Raw genomic sequence first — 18,787 nt, 5'->3', positions numbered from 1 at the left:
GCCGCATATTAGCGGCCGGAGGCTGTCGAGAAATTCTCGGCAGCCGTTTTTTATCTATGCTTCGAATCCTAACGGTTGCGGCATACGTTATTTGCAGCATGCGCTCAACGCGGCAACTGTTCGGAACCCCCTTTAATGAACCGTTAAATGTCCGAATAGTGCAAACGGATGTCCGGTTTATTCAACGACAGATCGGCCTTCAAACGTTATGATTTAAGTAAGCGTTATCATTTATCCTTAACGAGGAGGTCAGCACGATGGCGGCGAAAATGAGGGATTACAGTCTGACTGGACCGGAGAACAAGCTGGCGGTGGAAAAAGGGCTGGCAACCGCTGATTGGTATAGCAGTCCAATTCCGCGTCAGCGCCTGAAAGAGCTTATGAAGCGCAAGGATGGGCCTGCTATTCGCGATACGATGATCATGTTTGCATGGCTGGCCGGCACCGGGCTGCTAGCTTATTATTCATGGGGAACATGGTGGGCAATACCGGCGTTTGCCATTTACGGCATCAGCTATGCTTCGATGGCCGATTCGCGGTGGCATGAATGCGGTCATGGCACGGCGTTCAAGACGCCATGGATGAATGATGCGCTGTATCAAATCGCTTCCTTCATGGATTTAAGACCGCCGACGCCTTGGCGCTGGAGCCATGTGAGACACCATACGGATACGTACATCGTCGGTCGCGATCCGGAGATCGCAATGACCAGACCACCGGTATGGCGCATTCTATTCGGAGAAATCATCCATATCTATGGCGGTAAAAGAGATCTCGCAAGCGTGATTACCCATTGCTTCGGAAGGCTTACTGCCACGGAGAAAGATTATGTTCCGGTTTCCGAATTGAGGAAAGCCGTTTGGATTTCGCGGATTTGGATGCTGATTTTGCTTGGCATCATGACTTGGTCGGTTCTAATCGGAAGCATCTTGCCGCTTATGTTTATCGGACTTCCAACCTTCTACGGTCCGCTCTTGCTGTTGTTAGTTGGTGTGGCGCAGCATTTGGGGCTGCGCGAGGACGTGCTCGATCATCGCTTGAATACCCGTACGATCTATATCAATCCCTTCTTCCGTTTCCTCTACTGGAACATGAACTATCACATTGAGCACCACATGTTCCCTATGGTTCCCTATCATGCACTGCCCGCCTTGCACGAAGAACTCAAGTTCGACTACCCGGCTCCAAGCCCCAGTCTATGGGCGGCTCTTAAAGAGGTCATCGCAGCACTCCTGAAACAGAAGAAAGATCCTTCTTATGTGGTGGACCGCCCTCTGCCGGCTACTGCAAATCCGTATTATTATGGTCCGCAAGCCGAGAATAACCAAGCCTCTAATCAATAAACGGTATTATTTTACGTATGCTTGATTGACCAGAACGTCAGTTAATAGCTCCGTTGGAATGACGAACTCTACGATGCCCATCGATCCGGGGGCGACGGCGTACTTATCGAAGGAAATGACCAGTTTGTTGTCCGCGTTAATATAAAAGTTTTGATCCTTTTCGATGGATCTGAAATTCAGATCCGACTCTTGCTGGCCATTTCCGGCAACCCAGAAAAACGAGTTTGGGTCTTGTTTCATTCTCATCAGCATTTGTTCCTTAATGTTGTTGCTGACGAGAGCAATATACCGGTCGTCTTTGAAGAGGCTCGGCAGCGTGATGAGCACATGGTTCACTTTGTCTACGGTATCGTATTCGAACGTGGTGGAGGAAGAACCTACGGTATTGGCGACATAGCGTCCAACGGACAACAGGCGATCCGTATCGGCTTTGACAACATAACCGCTCTCCACGCCGGCTTCGCCACCGCCGTTTTGCTTCAAATCTTCCATTTCCGACATGAATGCATCGTACAGCCGTTTGCTCTCCGCGGCATATTTGTTGTTTAACTGTTGTTCTAACGACGCGTCACCAAGATCGGAAATGGCCGGCACTTGAATATGGGCTTTATAAGTCGGTTCTTCTACCTTATATTCACGGATAGTAAGTACTTTAGCGATGGGGCCGATGACCGGCCATTTCGAAGATGAGTGCGCAAACGAGGGACTCGTGTTTAACGCCGAAATAAACAATGTCGCGAGTGCAGCCGCAGCAGCGATCCATCGAATACGTATCGTCTTCTTACGGACATGCTTGCTAATTGCTTCATCTACTCTATTGTCCAGACCCTCGGGGATAGGAATTTCGCGATATTGTCGCTTCAGTTCGTTCAACTTGTTATCCATTTCCATCCACCTTACTAAAGTTTTCATCGTTCATGAACAAGCGCAGTTTTTTTAGCGCTTCGTACAAACGCGTCTTGATCGTATTGACGTTTTCGTTTAAGACACCGGCGATTTCTTCAATTTTCATGTCTTCGAAATAACGGAGCACGACTACGCTTCGATAAAGGGGAGGGAGCAGATTCATCGCATGTTCCAAATCGATATCCCGATAGGCATCTTGCGTACTTAATCCGTAGGTTTCGAGCGTCTCCTGGTCGAGCGGAACAACGTTTTTCTTTTTCCTCAAGAAGTCCAGAGCCGCGTTTATGACGATTCGGTAAAACCAGCTTTTCGCTAGGGAAACATCTTTGAGCGACTTAGAGGCGGCTAACGCTTTCTGAATGGCATCTTGAATAATGTCCAGCGCATCATCGGGATTTCTGACGTATGTGTATGCCAATCGATAGGCATTATCTTTATGTTGTAATATGCATTGCAGCACTTCCTTCGAAGAAGGGGAAGCAAACATGACGAATAAACTCTCCTTTGCGCTAAGGGACGTAAGTCTATGACGTTTCAGGCTTGCAAAAAGTTTGCTGCAGAAATATTTGCCAATGATGAAAACAAAAAAGAGCAGGTTGCCGCGGCAACTGCTCCTTTTTGTTTGATTAAGCTGTCATGAAGCGGTATGGCGTTCCCGGTATTGGCCGGGGGTAATGCCTTCTAACTTGCGAAAGGAACGGATAAAGTTCTGCGGATTGTTGTAGCGCAGCCTGGAAGCAATGTCCTTCACGGGGATATCGCTCTCTCTTAGCCATTTTTTGGCCATGCTGAACCGGTAGGTAGCCAAATACTCGCTAAAGGAGCTATTCGTTTCCTTGCGGAAAACGCTGCTTAAATAATTGGAATTGTAATTAAGCTTCGCGGCGCATTCCTCCAGCGATAGATCGGTATCGTAATGACGATGTATCAGATCGATGATCTTCTCCGAAATGTTGGAGTATTGGGCCTCCTGCCGGTCTCTGAAAATCCGCACCATGGGGAAGATAATGCGCGTCCAGAACCAATCCTCGATTTCCGGCACGGTATTCAATTCGAATAGCTCCTCAAATAACGAGCTCCGACCGGAGCCAATCTGATTCATGCTAATTCCGGACTCCTGTTTCACGACCAGCAAACTATTCAAGAGGCGCACCAAGGGGAAATGATACTCCTGTGGCGACATCTTCGCGGAGAAGACGGGAGACAGGAAAGCTTGAAGAATCTCCTTCGCTTTCTCTTTCTCGGCTAATTTTATGGCATCAATGAGGTCGTTTTCCAGTTGGCTCGGATAGCTCCTGATAAAGTAATGCTTCCCTGCATTTACGTGTTCATATTGGATAACGATGCCTTCACCGAGTTTTAGCCGGTATTTCAGTGCATCCAAGCCTTCTTGATAAGCGGCAGGAAGGAGCCCGATGTCGTGGAATGGAAGACTGATGCCAATGCTGACCGTCAGATGAAGAAAACTTTGAATCTGCTGCTGCAATTGCTCGGTCTGCATAAATAGGGCGGTTTTAAAGTCCACGATTTCTGCAGCGGCGCTGCCGAACAGCGTGACGACCGTGTGATCGATCGTCAACGAAACAAGCCGATTCTCGGGCGGTATGAGTTCTTCGATCATATTCTGGACGGCAAAGAGCAGCAGCTCGATGTCTTGTTTGCCGTATCTGGTTTCGTCCAGCGAATCGATTTGGAGAGTAACGACGGCCATCGAATGCCATTCTTCAAGCTGAGCGCTGAAGCCGAACCGCTCCAATTGCTCCGTGAGATCGCCTCGCTTCACATTCCCCTGGAAAGCTTTAGCCAAGAAGAACGTGCGTACCTGCTTGAGATGCTGGTGAAGCTCGCTCTCAAGCCTTGTTTTGGATTGAGCCAATTGCCGAATTTGTTCGCCGATCGCCTGGAATTCGTTCGTCCGATTCTGACGGATATCGAGTTTGCGCACGTCTATTTGCTTAAGAAGCCTTTCGATAGGCGAATACATGCGCCGTGATCCCAGCCATGCAAGCAGCATCGTAATGAGCAGCATAAACGCGCAAACCGCAACGGTGTACAAGCCGATCTTTTTGGACTCTTTCGTCAGGCTGGCTATGGAAGTGATAGACATATAGATCCAGCCGTTGGTCGGCGATTTGTAATAGGTAACGGAAAACGATTGATGATCGATATCCGACGAGAACTGACCGATCTGCTCGTTAAGCTTGTTTTCTTGATCGAATCCGATAGCCGACAAGGGCTTTCCGATGAAATCGCGGTCAGGGTGGACGATGATGCGGTACTGATCATCGATAATCAACGTCATATCCGACTGATCCGGGGCATGTTGAAGCAGCGACTGCAAACTGCAGGTTGGAATGTTTGCCATGATAAGTCCATAGGGATTAGGCTCGGTTACAGGAAGCTTCTTAATCAGGCTAACGCTGTACGTGCACATCGCGCTTCCGGCACTTTCCTCGCTGTAAAACAAATGGGACGGATTCATGACCCAAGCCGTATCCGATTTGGCTTCGATCAGCCCATCGAGCTGAGCATGGAAGGCATATTGATCGAATCGATATAAGCCGGAATTTTTGATCATCCAATTATGGCGCTTGTTGATTAAGACGACATCTTCTAGTTTGGTATCGAAGGATTGCATGTGCAATAGCTCATCCCGCAGATTGCCATAAAGATTGAAATCGCTTACAGTTAAGGAGCTGTTCATAGCATTTTTGAGCACGGCGGAGTTTATGACTTGGTTAAGCGTATGGTTGACAGTCGTAAGAATTTGCTCTACATTGGCATTAATTTGCTCGAGCAGCTGGATTTTTCCTTTGTTGACATCCTTTTGTATTTCATTTGACGAAGTTACATACGAGAAGATACCGATGAACAGAACAGGCAACGTGCTGAGCAAAAAACAGAAAAAGGTTAATTTGGTCAGAAAACTGAATGAGCGCATCAAGAGCCATCACCTTATCAATGTTATACCACCATTGTAGGCTACTTCTCAGCACTCGGACAATAATCATTAAAGCCTAAAGTAATCATTATTGCAGATTCGGGAGGAATTGATTTGTTGCATTGTCATTTATCCGGCCTTGCGAGCAGAACCATCAAAACGGTTATTCTCCTGATTACAGCGCTTGCGCTCGCTTCATGCTCCAATCCGTTTCGTTCGAATTCGATCGAAGCAGGCGATTCCAGACCGGTCATCACCATTATGGTGCCTCTTCATTTTCCGCAGGGACCTGAGGCGTCGCTTGTTCAGGAAATAGAAGATTTGACCGGCACGAAGCTCGTGATCGATTGGGTTCGCGACGAGATTTATTCCGATAAAATGAATGCAGCGCTAACGATGAATTCCCTGAAAAAAGCGACGTTCGTCAAGTATACCGATTATTACCTGTTAAAAAGCGCGATCCGTTCCGACCTGTTTTGGGAAATCGGTCCTTATTTGGATGCGTTTCCGAACTTAAGACGGCTGAATGGCGATATTCTTGATCAGACCGCTGTTGACGGTAAAATCTTCGGTTTGTACACGGAGCGCCCGTCCTCGCGGCAAGGCGTTATTATTCGGGAGGATTGGCTCGAAAATGTGAAGCTTGCCCCGCCTCGAACGCTCGATCAGCTCTATGCCGTATTGAAGCAGTTTACGTATGGGGATCCGGACCGCAACGGCAAGCGCGATACGATCGGATTAACCGACCGGAACGATCTTGTTTTCGGCGCATTCAAGACGCTCAGCTCCTATTTCGGAACACCAAACAATTGGATAGCAGCCGATCACCGTATGGTGCCCGAATTCGAGACGGCGCCATATATGGACACGATGAACTTCATGAAGAAGCTGTACGACGAGAAGCTCATGAATCAGGATTTTGCCGTTACGAGCAAAGACATTCAGCGGAATCTGCTTATCCAAGGAACGGCCGGCGTCTATATCGGGAGCATGACGGATGTACAGCGGCTGTCCAATGAAGCGAAGCAGTTCAACAAAGACGCAAGGTTTACGGTAGTCAACCGGATCGAAGGCCCGCAAGGGTACAAGGTGTGGTCCATCCCGAATTTCAACGGGCTGTTCCTGTTTTCGAAAAGCGCGATCCAGTCGGAGGATGAGCTCAAGCAGGTGCTCACATTCTTCGACCGATCCATGGAAGCCGACGTTGCGAATCTTATGAAATTTGGCGTAGAGGGCAGGCATTACAAGCTGCAGGGCAAGCAGGTTCAGCTGCCTTCTGAGAGCGAGCAGCTGCGTATCGACGAAGTCGGGCCGATGTATGTGCTCATGACCGCCGATTTGAGCAATCCGAACCTTCTGCAAGTTACACAGGAAGACCCGCTGCTGGCGCTTGCCGAGAAGCTCAGTAGCGATAACGAGAAGTTTATCGTCAAGGATCCGACCGTGAATTTGGAATCCGCGACGTTCGATGAGCGGAGCGAGGAGCTGAACCGAATCATCACGGATGCGACTTATCACTATATTTTAGGGCAAATCGATCAAGCGGGATTCGATCAGGAAGTCGACAGATGGAGGCGAAGCGGCGGCAACGCAATGATTGAGGAGTTCACGAAATCTTATTTTGAATAGAAGCGATAGGAATCCGCCTCGCGATTGTGAGGCGGATTTTTTGTTGTCATGGACAGACGCGATAATCATTTCTTCAGATAGTAGCCCGAAGTTTCGAAATGTGGTGTTGGGATTGTATCCGTAACGCGCCGCCCGATTGTATGGTTGACGTGCAGCTCCTAATAACAAATCGATGCGGAGGTCAAGCAAGATGAAGAGAAGGACTTTTGTTCAGATTGGCACGGTTTTGGTACTCAGCACGATGCTTTCGGCATGCGGTGGAAATAACGGCGGGAACGCCGTGAATGAAGCGAATAGCGGCACCGACACGAAAGTAAATGAAGCGGCAGGCACCAACGAACCTGCGACAAGCGAAACAACGGAACCGGCGGCGCCTGAGAACGAGGAGCCGACGGAGATTACGATCATGCTTCCGCTAAACGTTGCGCAAACGCCGCCTGACACCATTAAGAATGAAATCGAGAAGCTGACGAACACGAAACTGACGTATCAATTTTTTCCGGCGGACACCTATGAAGATAAGCTGAACGCGACCATGGCCACCGGGGCGCTTCCGCAAGTCACGTATTTGAAAAATCAAGCTACGTTTATGCAGATGAAAGGGGCGATTCGCGACGGCCAGTTTTGGGAGATCGGCCCGTTGCTTGGCGAATTCCCGAATTTGAGCAAGCTGAAGCCTTTGATTCTGAACAATACGAAGGTCGATGGCAAGCTGTTCTCGCTTTATATCGGCAGACCGCTTGCCCGCCAAGGCATTATTTACCGCAAGGATTGGGCGGATAAACTGCAATTGAAAACGCCGGAGACCGTAGACGACGTCATTGCAATGGCTAAAGCTTTCACCGAGAAAGACCCGGACGGTGACGGTAAACCGAACACGATCGGACTCGCGGACCGGAACGATCTGATCTACGGCGCCTTCAAGACAGTCGCCTCTTGGTACGCGACGCCGAATAATTGGGGCGAGAAGGACGGGAAGCTGCAGCCTGATTTCATGTTCCCGCAATACGCGGCGGCCATGGATTTCATGAAGACCATCCGCGATGCCGGTGCCATGAACAAGGATTTCGCGGCAACCAGCAAGACGGACCAAGTCAGCCTATTCACGAGCGGCAAAGCAGGGATGTACATCGGCGCGATGTCGGACGTTGACAGTCTGAACAAAGATTTAATCAAGAACGTCCCGACGGCTGCCATCGATACGCTGGCTCTGATCAAAGGGCCGAACGGCGAGTTAGCTACATGGGCGATACCGGGTTACAACAACGTGGTTCTTTTCCCTAAATCTGCCATTAAGGATGAGGGAGAATTGAAGAAAGTCCTTACTTTCTACGATAAATTGATGACGCCCGAAGTGGCTAACGTGATGTTCTGGGGAATCGAAGGCAAGCACTATACCGTCGAAAACGGCAAAGCGAAGGTGACGGAGGATTCCGATCTGATCGAGCGGGAAGTGAAGGGCTTCAAGGACAGTCTTGTCGGCGAATCGGAAACAAACGGCATGTACGAGGGCTATTATGCGCTCCCGGGCAGAATCCATGCGGAACAATTCACGAAGGAAAACGAGAAAATCGCCATCTTGGATCCGGCCGCTGCGCTTGATTCCCAGACCTTTACCGAGAAAGGCGTGGAGCTCCAGACTCTGATTACGGATGCTACGTACCAGTATATCTACGGGAAGATCGATAAGGCCGGCTTCGACAAAGCAATCGAGGATTGGAGGAAACGCGGCGGCGACCAAATTATCGAGGAGTATAACGCAGTCTATCAGAAATAGACCGGATTCACCCAGATTGGTAGTCAACTAGCTGAAGAGGCTGTCGGATCGCGTATGACAGCCTCTTCGATCCATGCGGGCGGAAGGGAGTAGCACGATGCGGGAATGGACCGCTCGTCCGGCAACCATGGGAACGACACATGCCGGAAGCGAGCTTGGAAGGCGGCTTCGTCGAAATATATGGCTCTATGTCATGATACTGCCGGGATTGCTCTATTTCTTGATTTTCAAGTATGCGCCAATGCTCGGTTTGGCCATCGCGTTTCAGGACTTTAAACCGTTTAAAGGGATCGCGGGAAGCGAATGGGTCGGATTCAAACATTTCAACCGGTTGTTCACGGAGCTTGACTTTCTGAACATCCTGAGCAACACGCTTATTTTGTTCGGACTCAATCTCTTGTTCTATTTTCCGGTCCCGATCCTGCTGGCGTTAATGCTCAATGAAGTACGGAGCAGCGGCTTTAAGAGGTTGTTTCAATCGCTTATCTATCTGCCTCACTTTATGTCATGGGTCATTATTGTGTCCATCAGCTACGTCATGCTGACGATGGACGGCGGCATCGTGAATTCCGTGTTAGGAGCGCTTGGGTTAGAGAAGGTGAATTTCCTTCTAAGCTCCGAATGGTTCCGTCCGACTTACATCATCCAGGTGATCTGGCGCGAGGCCGGCTGGGGAACGATCATTTATTTGGCTGCCATCGCGGCGATCGACCCGCAGCAGTACGAGGCCGCAAGAATGGACGGCGCCGGCCGGCTTCGACAGATCTGGCATATTACGCTCCCGGCTGTCCGCAGCGTCATCATCGTCTTGTTCATCCTGAAGGTAGGGGACGTGCTGGAGCTTGGATTTGAACATGTGTATTTGCTGCTCAATTCCATGAACCGCGAAGTGGCCGAAATTATTGATACCTACGTCTATACGGCAGGATTGAAGCAAGGGAAATTCAGTTACAGCACGGCGGTCGGACTGTTTAAATCGTTCGTCGGGCTGATCATGGTCATCGCCGCGAACAAGCTATCCAAGCGATTCGGTGAAGATGGCATCTACTAAGAACGACCGGGAGGAAACCGCATGATCCAGGATCGCACGTTCGGAAGCCGGCTGCTGAGCAGCGTCAATTTCATCCTGCTTATGATTATATCGCTAGCCACCGTTCTTCCGTTCCTCCATGTCGTGGCAGGCTCGTTGACGACCAGTGCGGAGATGGCGGCCAAAAAATTCATTATTTTCCCAAGCGACATCAGCTTCGAAGCCTATCGCTTCGTCTTCTCGACGGGCACGATATTCCGGTCGATCATGGTATCGGTATCGGTCACGCTGCTCGGCACTGCTTTTAGCATGTTGATCACTTCCTTGATGGCGTATGGCTTGTCTCGCAAGGATTTGGACGGCCGCAGGACGATCATGTTTCTGGTCGTCTTCACCATGCTGTTTCAAGGCGGGCTGATCCCGACCTTTCTTGTTGTCAAAGAGCTGCATTTAATCGATACGTATGCCGCTCTCGTTTTGCCGCTGACCGTCAGCGCATTTAATATGATCATTCTTCGCAATTTCTTCCAGAACATCCCGGAGGGATTAGAGGAATCGGCCAAAATAGACGGCTGCAGCGACTTCGGCATTTTGTTCAGAATCGTGCTCCCGCTGTCGATGCCGGCCATCGCGACCATTTCGCTTTTCTATGCCGTAACCTATTGGAATACCTATCTCAATGCGATTCTGTATTTGAATGACAGCAGCATGTGGCCGATTCAAGTACTGCTTCGCCAGATCGTCGTGTTGGCGAGCGGCTTGGATTACAGCTCGAGTCTCGACGGTGCCGTCCCTCCCCCCGACCAGGCAGTTAAGATGGCCGTTATCGTCGTGGCTACGCTGCCGATTCTGGCCGTATATCCGTTCCTGCAGAAGCACTTCGCCAAAGGTGCGCTTCTCGGATCGATGAAAGGCTAGTGCGGAGATGGATCACACTACAAGCAAACGGAGGAGCTGCGATGATAATGGAGGTAAGCATAAGAACGCCGATCGAGTGGGCGCGCTACGCCTGCGATTCGATCATGGACATCTATAGGCCGGAGGAACTTCCGCCTGCACGCCGATGGCACTATCATCAAGGGGTGTTCCTGTGCGGGATGGAGATGCTCGCGGAACGAGTGAACGAGCCCAAATACGAGGCGTATATCCAAGGCTACGTTGACGGATTAGTAGACGATTGCGGGAATTTGTACGCTGCCCGTGATGAATTGGATGCCATTCAGGCTGGTTTGCTGCTGTTCCGGCTGCATGAACGGACAGGCAAACCTAAGTATCGGCTGGCGGCTGACCGGTTAAGAGGGCTGTTTGACACGTTCAACAAGACGACGGAGGGCGGCTTCTGGCATAAGGATAAATATCCCTATCAAATGTGGCTCGACGGCTTGTATATGGGCGGCGTATTTGCGCTCAAGTACGACCGTGCGTACCGCGACGATCGGTTGAAAGAGATGGTACTTCTTCAGGAGCGCCTTATGCGCAAAGCGATGAAGGACGAACGCACCGGACTTCTTTATCATGCTTGGGACGAAAGCCGCGAGATGCCATGGGCGAATAATCAGACAGGGTGTTCGCCCGAATTTTGGGGAAGATCGCTCGGCTGGTATGGACTGGCCTTGGCCGAGTTTTTATCCGTTCTGAGAAGGGACGAGGAAGCAGAACCGTTGGCGGTAGTTCAGCGGGAATTCCTACATTCGCTGATCCGTTATCAGGATAAGTCGAGCGGCTTGTGGTATCAGGTGGTGGATAAAGGCCATAACGACGATAATTGGCTTGAAACTTCATGCACGAGCCTATTCGTGCATGCCATTGCGAGGGGCATTCGGCAAGGCGTCATAGGCGACGAATGCTTGGATGCGGCGATGAGCGGGTATCATGGGCTAATCTCCCGCATGGAGCAGGACGAACAAGGCAGGCTCGTCATGCCCGATATCTGCATCGGGACGTCTGCCGGCGATTACGAGAACTATGTGACTCGCCCAACCAGCAGGAATGACCTGCACGGCGTTGGCGCTTTCATTATGGCATGCGCTGCGATCAACGATTTGTTGGACAGCAACCGATGAAGGAGCGGATGTAGATCATGTCGATCTTCGATATAACCCGGTTTGGCGCGATCGGTGACGGAATCTTTGACAATAGCGAAGCCATTGCCGCAGCGGTTGAGGCTTGCTCGGATCTAGGAGGAACGGTATATATACCGGCGGGCCGATATTTGACCGGAAGAATCGTGCTGAAGAGCCGGATGACGTTGGAGCTTGGGGCAGGCGCCTTGCTGTTATTTCGCTCGGAGTTCGACCGCTATCCGCCCGTTCCGACGAGGTGGTCGGGGTATGAGTGCTTCGCGTTCGCGCCGCTGCTGCACGGAAGAGGCTTGAAGCAGATCACGATCAAGGGGCAGGGCGTCATCGACGGACAGGGGGATTCATGGTGGAAGGCGAATCGCGTACTGCGGCAGGGCGGGCAAATCCCAAGTGACGTCGCGCAGGAGCTGGCGGTACTTAATGAGCCGCTGATCCGTTCGTACACGAGTAATATCGTCGAGTGGGAGTCCCAGTTTCTCCGTCCGCCTCTGCTGCAATTCATCGATTGCGAGGATGTCCGCATTGAAGGGGTCACGCTGCAGAACTCTCCTTTTTGGAACGTGCATTTGGTTTATTGCCGCAACGTATCGGTTCATGGGGTTACGATTCGCAATCCGCATGACGCTCCGAACGGCGACGGCTTGGATATCGATTCCTGTTCTTATGTGCGAATTTCAGATTGTCATTTTGACGTCGGGGATGACTGCCTCTGCATTAAATCGGGTATTGATGAAGACGGGAGAAGAGTCGCCAGGCCATCGGAAAATATTACGGTGGCCAATTGCACGATGAAACGGGGGCATGGCGGCATCGTGATGGGCAGCGAAATGGCAGGCGGCATTCGCAACGTGGTCATAACCGGCTGTATATTTATCGGAACGGACCGCGGAATCCGAATGAAGACGAACCGCGCCAGGGGCGGATATATCCGAAACATATTGGTCAGCAACCTCTATATGGAGGACGTGCTGTGTCCGTTAACGATCAATGCCTTCTACCGCCACGGTGTCGATAAGTCCGACGTGTTGATCGGCAGTGCCGAGGCCAGACCGGTAACGGAAGCCACGCCTGTCATCGAACATATCCGGATAAGCGGCGTAACGGCCAAGCGCTGCCGTGCTTCGGCCGGTTTCCTGCATGGCCTGCCGGAGATGCCGATCCGAGACGTGCAGCTCAATCAGGTACATATCGAAATGACTGCGGATCAAGGTGAAGTCGGGGATGAGCCCGATATGGTATTCAATGCATTCGTCGCGGCAGGCGAGGGGATGCTGTGCAAGCATGTCAGGGACCTGGAACTGAATGGCGTGCGGATCGAAACAAGACAAGGCCCTGCGCTGCGTTTAGAAGACAGCTGCGATATTGAAGTGAAGGATTTCAAGATGAAGCAGGTCCATCCGGACACGCCCGATATCGTGGTTGTACGTTCGGTTAACGTAACCCGAACGCCGGAAATCCGCCACTAACAGCGGATAAAGGAACTGCTATCAGAATGTCGCTTGGAATCCGGATGCGCCTATCAATTGGGAGCCGGCGCTGCGAACAGAGCATAAATATGGAAACGAAGATAAAGGGCAGCCTCATTGGGCTGCCTTTTTCATGTATTCACGGCGACCGATATTGGGGGAATTAGGACCTGTCTAAGAAAGGAAACGACATCGATACCATGCCAAGAGACAATGAATCCCCCTGCTCATGCGGCAGAAATAGGGGGAAATTCGATCTTTTTGTTGCCTACAAAAAAATGGTATAAAGGGGAAGCATGGTTTTTGTCGAATGAACTGAGAGTTTGATTTCAACGAACACGGGGGATCAGGATGAGAGTATTCAAGCAATTTAATGCGGGTATATTTACCAAGCTTCTGTTAGCGTTTCTAATCGTCATTATACCGATATTTAGCATTAGCATTTATATCATTCAATCCGCCGAGAAGAACATGCGTGAAGAGCTGTCGCAATCTGTAGTGAACAATGTGCAATTCTACATGAGCTCTTTCGAGAGTGAAATGGCGCGCATTATCCAAATCAACAAAGAACTGATTTTTAACGAGGATTTTCAAAAAATTCGAACGATCGCCGCGGAAATGGATGATTACACGAGAGTTCAGACGATTCTTAAAGTCAAAGACAGGCTGAATCTATTAAAAACGTCAAGTTTATACGTCGAGAATGTCAAGGTTTACATCCCTTCTATGGAGAGAGGGATATTCTCCAACAGCTATGACAATCACATTCCGCTGGACGAGTTAAACGCTCTGAAAATGTCCGGCCGTACAGGAGGGAAGATCACCTATTGGGAGAAGGGGCTCTTTCTGAGCGAAGTGTATCCGGACCCTTTCCAGAAGCTGCCCTTAACGATTGCGCTCGGCGTTGATCTATCCACGAAGAAGCTTCAAGAATCGCTGCGTCAAATCGTCGACATGGATGGCGCAGGAGCCTCCTTTATTAACGTCAAACAGAACTGGTCATTCTCGGATGGAAAACACGATCAGCTCTTACCTGAGATTAAGGCGTTTCTGAACAACCCGGATCTCAAAGGCAGAGCAATCGATCAAAGCAATATTAGCATAAAAGGCAAAAATTACGTCATTACCTATGGATACTCGAAGCTGCTGGACACCTATTTGGTCGTTTATATCCCTGCTGATGAAGTGCTTGGTCCGCTGGATAAGTACCGTAAATTTCTATGGTTGTTGTCCATCTTATCCATCGTGATTATCGTTGCGTTCTCGTACTGGATCTTCCGCTTGATTCACCGTCCGCTCAAACGCCTTGTCAGTTCTTTCCGGAAGGTGGAACGAGGGGATTTGCAGATCGAGCTTGATCATAATTACAGCGACGAGTTCAAATATTTGTACGGGCAATTCAATGTCATGGTCAGTCAATTAAATAAGCTGATCGGCGAAGTGTATGAGGAGCGCATTCGTTCCCAGCAAGCGGAGCTGAAACAGCTGCAGTCTCAGATTAATCCGCATTTTCTGTATAACAGCTTCTTTATGCTGCAGGGACTCGTTCGGATGCGTGATGTTCAAACGGCGGAACACCTCCTCCAACATCTTGGGGATTATTTCAAATTCATTACTCGAACGGGCAACGAAACCATTCCGCTTGATCAGGAGATCCATCATTCCAAGTCGTATACAGAGATTCAGACGCTGCGCTTCTCCAGGCAGATCAGAGTGGAATGGGAGGAGCTGCCGGAGGCGTTCCGGAGGCTTCCTGTACCAAGGCTTATTCTGCAGCCCGTTATTGAAAACGCCTATGTGCATGGTCTGGAAGACAAGGTTTCGAATGGCCTGCTTTCAATAAGGTTTGCAATAGAAGACGAGGATCTATTGATTCAAGTAGAGGACAATGGCGAGAATATTTCGGAAGCGGCGCTTGAAGAATTGCGACATCGGATGCAACATGATCTGACGAAAGAATCAACCGGCATTCTGAACGTGCATCGACGTCTGCAGCTAAGATATGGCGAGCACTATGGACTTGCTGTATCTCGAGGCGCTGAGGGAGGCGTTCTGGTGGAGATGAGATTAACGACTAAGGGAGCTGAGAAGAATGTATAGATTACTCATTGTTGATAATGAACCGTTCATCGTAGAAAGTGTGCTGGATTTGTTTGAAAGAAAGGCGATTCCGGAATTAGAGCTTCTGAGCGCGTATTCCTCTGCGGAAGCGCTCGGCTGTATGCAAACGGTTAAAATCGATATTGTCTTGTCGGATATTCGGATGCCGGGCATGAGCGGCTTAGAGCTTCATCGCGAGATCATCAAATATTGGCCGCGATGCAAGGTGATTTTTCTAACGGGCTACAACGATTTTGACTTTATCCATGAAGCGATGCGTAACGGAGGCGTCGATTACTTATTAAAGACTGAAGGAGAAGAGGCGATCGTCGCTTCCGTTCAGAAAGCACTGACGGCTCTATCGGAAGCGGTCGAGGCTGAAGCGTATATTGCCAAATCGAAGCAGCAGATGCAGGCGATGACACCATTACTGCAGAAAGAGCTGCTTATGGAGCTTGTACAAGGGGGGGCGCTCGCAAATGGGATGCTCAGCCGAAGCTTCGAGGAAGCTGACATTGAACTTGATCCTACTAAACCTGTCGTAGCTATGATCGGCAGGATAGACGATTGGAAGGAGGACACGCGTCCTTTTGACAAATCGTTATATCTATTTGCCATTCAGAACATTGCAAAGGAATATCTAGCGGCGAAGGTACTTTTAATTTCGTTTGATTTTGAGAGAAAAACAAAGCTGCTGTGGCTGATTCAGCCCAATGAGCACACGGGAGATTTATCGGTTGCCGAGCTTGCCGAGCTAGAGCAGCGGTGTCTGGTTTTTCTTAAAGGAACGGCAGAGATGATGCAAGACTCTTGCAGTGTCTTGCTGAAGCTGAATCTATCCATTGCCATTGGCGCATCGTTCAAGGCGTGGGATCGCATAGCGGAGCAATTCGAGCATTTGCAGCAGCTCCTAAACCGGGGGCTTGGGCTAAGTCAGCAGCAGTTGCTTATAGAGCCAACCCTAACCATTACCTCTGCCGATCAATTAGAGCATGATCAACGAAAGCAGCTCAAGAGGCTGAATTTGCTGCAAACCTTGCTGGAGAACGGGCAGAAGGAGCAATTTATGGCTGAATATGTTGGCATTATGACAGCGCTGACAGAGTGCGCGGCTGCTAAGAATGCTATAAAGACGGAAGTTTATTTCACGCTCGTCTCCATCTTCTTATCTTATATCAACCGTTGGGAAGTTCAGAGCGAGGTTGGAGGCCGAGTCAATTTGGGGAAAATGACGGCCCTTGATTGTCATGATAACTGGAAGGAAGTCGTGGACTATTTCTATAAGCTGGCGGAGGCGCTGTTTGAGCACAAACAGGCAGGCAAAGGAAATCAGGAGCACGATGTGATCCGGATGGTGCAGCGTTATGTTCAGCAGAACATAGCAGGGGATTTGACGCTTAATCGCATTGGCGACGTGGTTGGACACAATCCTTCGTATCTATCTCGGTTGTACAAGCAAGTCACGAATGAAGGCTTGTCCGACTATATTATGACGGCGAGGCTTGCGAAAACCAAAGAACTGCTGGAAGAAAATCGCTTGAAAATCCATGAAATTTCTACTTCTGTCGGCTTCTTATCGGAGCAATCGTTCTTTCGCTTCTTCCGGAAGGCCTTGCAGATGACGCCTCAGGAATATCGAGAAAGCGTCGTGACGTCTAGAAATGCGAGTGCAAAGTAAAGAATGGCGAATAGCTGGCCGCCCCTTCGTCTACTTATAATCAACTTGTGAGCAAAACATTCAAACCTAGGGGGTTTACGAAATGGCAAGAAAGGAACGGATTACACTCTTCGCCGCTTGCTTACTTACAACTTCGCTTATGCTTTCGGCATGCGGGGAAAATAACAATGCGGGCAATGAAGCTTCGAAGCAGTCGACAGACAGTGAATCGACAACCGCAAATAACAGCGCAAATACAAATACGGCATCGACTAACACGGACGCTGAAGGCACGGTGGACCCATTCGGTAAATACGATCCGCCCATTACCGTACATTCGGTTCGCATGGCCCTCCCGGCAGATCGCTTTGAGAATGGCGATACGAATGAGAATAATGTTTGGACCAGAGAATATGAAAGCGCTCTAGGCATTAAGCTTGTTTATGACTGGCTGGGAGATCCAAGCGGAGATAGCAATAAACTGGATATCTCCATCGCTTCAAATGATATTCCGGATACATTCGGCGTCACTACGAAGCAGATGAACCAGCTGGTAGAAGGCGAGCAAATTCAAGACTTAACGGAAGTATGGGAGAAGTACGCTTCACCCGCACTGAAGGAATTGGCCAATCAAGACGGAGGCCTTGCGATCAAAGCGGCTACGTTCGATGGCAAGCTGATGGCGATTCCGAAGTTCGGCGGCAACATTACGAGCGCAGACATTCTGTGGATCCGTACGGATTGGATGGATAAATTGGGTCTGCAGCAGCCTAAGACTATGGACGAGCTGCTCAAAATTTCCGAGGCTTTCATTACCAAAGATCCGGACGGCAACGGCAAGAATGACACGTTCGGCTTGGCGATCAGCAAAGAGCTTAGTGGTTTAACTGGCTTCTACAACGGTTTCCATGCGTATCCCGGCATTTGGGTGAAAGACGCTTCCGGAAAGCTGACAAACGGAAACATCGCTCCTGAGATGAAAACAGCATTATCGGAGCTTCAGAAGTTGTATAAAGCCGGCTACTTGGATAAAGAGTTTGCGGTGAAAGATGGAGGAAAAGTGATTGAATCCATCTCCCAAAACAAAGTAGGCATCTATTTTGGAGCAAACTGGTACTCCTACTGGCCGTTCAATGACGCGAGAAAGCAAAATCCAGGCATGGAATGGAAGCCGTTCCCGATCGTTTCCGCAGATGATAAGCCGGCCATTCCGGGCGTAGGCTTCCCGGTCTATGAATATTATGTGGCGAAAGATGGCTTCGAGCATCCTGAAGTTATCGTGAAGATGCTGAACCTGTGGCTGGAACGCGCTTACGGCGAGACGGCGGACTGGACGAAATACTCCGTATCCGCAAAAGGAACAGAGCTCTTCCAATACCCGGTATTCCAAGTATTCGCTCCGAATAAGGACGTTCCGGATAACTACCTGGCGATTAAAGGGGCAGTGGAATCCAAAGATACGGCTACACTGAATCCGGAGCAAAAGTCGCTGTACGAGAAAATTACGGCGTTCATGAACGGCGATCAGGAACAGTGGGCTACCTATCGTCAAGCGGGTCCGACGGAATCTTCATTCGAGGTATTGGCCGGGTATAAAGATACCTTGCTTACGACGGGTTACCTAGGCGCCAATACGCCGACGATGGTCGAAAAACAAGGCGTGCTGGACAAATTGCAAAATGAAACCTTTACCAAAATCATTATGGGCGCTGCCCCGATCGATGAATTCGATAAGTTCGTCGAGCAATGGAAGAAGCTTGGCGGCGATCAAATTACATCCGAAGTGAATGATTGGGCAGCGAAGCAGTAATAGGAAGTGAATAGAAAGAGAGAGGAGAGTCCCTCACTCCTCTCTCT

13 protein-coding genes are annotated in these 18,787 nt (G+C 49.8%); 10 read left to right on the top strand and 3 right to left on the bottom strand.

The features are described 5' to 3' along the window. The first annotated feature begins 257 nt into the window (after positions 1-257). Positions 258-1,343 carry a fatty acid desaturase family protein gene (locus BM412_RS19000; protein WP_091221801.1) on the top strand — a complete coding sequence of 362 codons (1,086 nt, stop codon included), beginning with the start codon at positions 258-260 and terminating at the stop codon, positions 1,341-1,343. Between the two features lie 6 nt (positions 1,344-1,349). Here the strand turns inward: BM412_RS19000 and BM412_RS18995 are convergent, their stop codons facing one another. The 3 genes from BM412_RS18995 to BM412_RS18985 all read right to left on the bottom strand — a co-directional run bounded on the left by BM412_RS18995 (position 1,350) and on the right by BM412_RS18985 (position 5,190). Continuing rightward, positions 1,350-2,228: an anti-sigma-V factor RsiV gene (locus BM412_RS18995; RefSeq protein WP_091221799.1), complete on the bottom strand. Its 879-nt coding sequence runs from the start codon at positions 2,226-2,228 to the stop codon at positions 1,350-1,352. Further along, a complete protein-coding gene (locus BM412_RS18990) occupies positions 2,221-2,736 on the bottom strand; it encodes an RNA polymerase sigma factor (RefSeq protein WP_091221797.1) in 516 nt (171 codons plus the stop codon). Before BM412_RS18990 ends, BM412_RS18995 begins: the two co-directional genes overlap by 8 nt. Positions 2,737-2,883: 147 nt before the next feature. Continuing rightward, complete coding sequence (locus BM412_RS18985; protein ID WP_091221794.1) at positions 2,884-5,190, bottom strand: helix-turn-helix domain-containing protein; 2,307 nt, start codon at positions 5,188-5,190, stop codon at positions 2,884-2,886. A gap of 114 nt (positions 5,191-5,304) precedes the next feature. On the opposite strand from BM412_RS18985, the gene BM412_RS18980 reads away from it, so the two are divergent. The 9 genes from BM412_RS18980 to BM412_RS18940 all read left to right on the top strand — a co-directional run bounded on the left by BM412_RS18980 (position 5,305) and on the right by BM412_RS18940 (position 18,740). Further along, on the top strand, positions 5,305-6,819 hold the full coding sequence (locus tag BM412_RS18980) for an extracellular solute-binding protein (RefSeq protein WP_256256447.1): 1,515 nt from the start codon (positions 5,305-5,307) through the stop codon (positions 6,817-6,819). Between the two features lie 190 nt (positions 6,820-7,009). After that, complete coding sequence (locus BM412_RS18975; protein ID WP_091221788.1) at positions 7,010-8,596, top strand: extracellular solute-binding protein; 1,587 nt, start codon at positions 7,010-7,012, stop codon at positions 8,594-8,596. A 127-nt stretch (positions 8,597-8,723) separates the two neighbouring features. Further along, positions 8,724-9,647, top strand: coding sequence for an ABC transporter permease (locus tag BM412_RS18970; RefSeq protein WP_256256495.1), 924 nt, complete (start codon positions 8,724-8,726; stop codon positions 9,645-9,647). Between the two features lie 21 nt (positions 9,648-9,668). Further along, complete coding sequence (locus tag BM412_RS18965) at positions 9,669-10,544, top strand: carbohydrate ABC transporter permease (RefSeq protein WP_091221783.1); 876 nt, start codon at positions 9,669-9,671, stop codon at positions 10,542-10,544. Between the two features lie 41 nt (positions 10,545-10,585). Then, the gene (locus BM412_RS18960) at positions 10,586-11,689 is read left to right on the top strand and encodes a glycoside hydrolase family 88/105 protein (protein WP_091221781.1); all 1,104 of its coding nucleotides are present in this window, start codon (positions 10,586-10,588) and stop codon (positions 11,687-11,689) included. Positions 11,690-11,706: 17 nt separating this feature from the next. Beyond that, entirely contained in the window at positions 11,707-13,173 is a 1,467-nt protein-coding gene (locus tag BM412_RS18955; protein ID WP_091221778.1) for a glycoside hydrolase family 28 protein, read from the top strand. Positions 13,174-13,524: 351 nt separating this feature from the next. Further along, the gene (locus tag BM412_RS18950) at positions 13,525-15,273 is read left to right on the top strand and encodes a sensor histidine kinase (protein WP_091221775.1); all 1,749 of its coding nucleotides are present in this window, start codon (positions 13,525-13,527) and stop codon (positions 15,271-15,273) included. Continuing rightward, complete coding sequence (locus tag BM412_RS18945; RefSeq protein WP_091221773.1) at positions 15,266-16,951, top strand: response regulator transcription factor; 1,686 nt, start codon at positions 15,266-15,268, stop codon at positions 16,949-16,951. Before BM412_RS18950 ends, BM412_RS18945 begins: the two co-directional genes overlap by 8 nt. Before the next feature lie 82 nt (positions 16,952-17,033). Beyond that, positions 17,034-18,740, top strand: a complete 1,707-nt coding sequence (locus BM412_RS18940) for an extracellular solute-binding protein (RefSeq protein ID WP_091221771.1) — start codon at positions 17,034-17,036, stop codon at positions 18,738-18,740. Positions 18,741-18,787 lie beyond the last annotated feature (47 nt).

The organism is Paenibacillus sp. BC26, assembly GCF_900116125.1.
Classification (GTDB): Bacteria; Bacillota; Bacilli; order Paenibacillales; family Paenibacillaceae; genus Paenibacillus_Z; species Paenibacillus_Z lignilyticus.
This window is presented reverse-complemented; position numbering and strand designations above follow the sequence as displayed.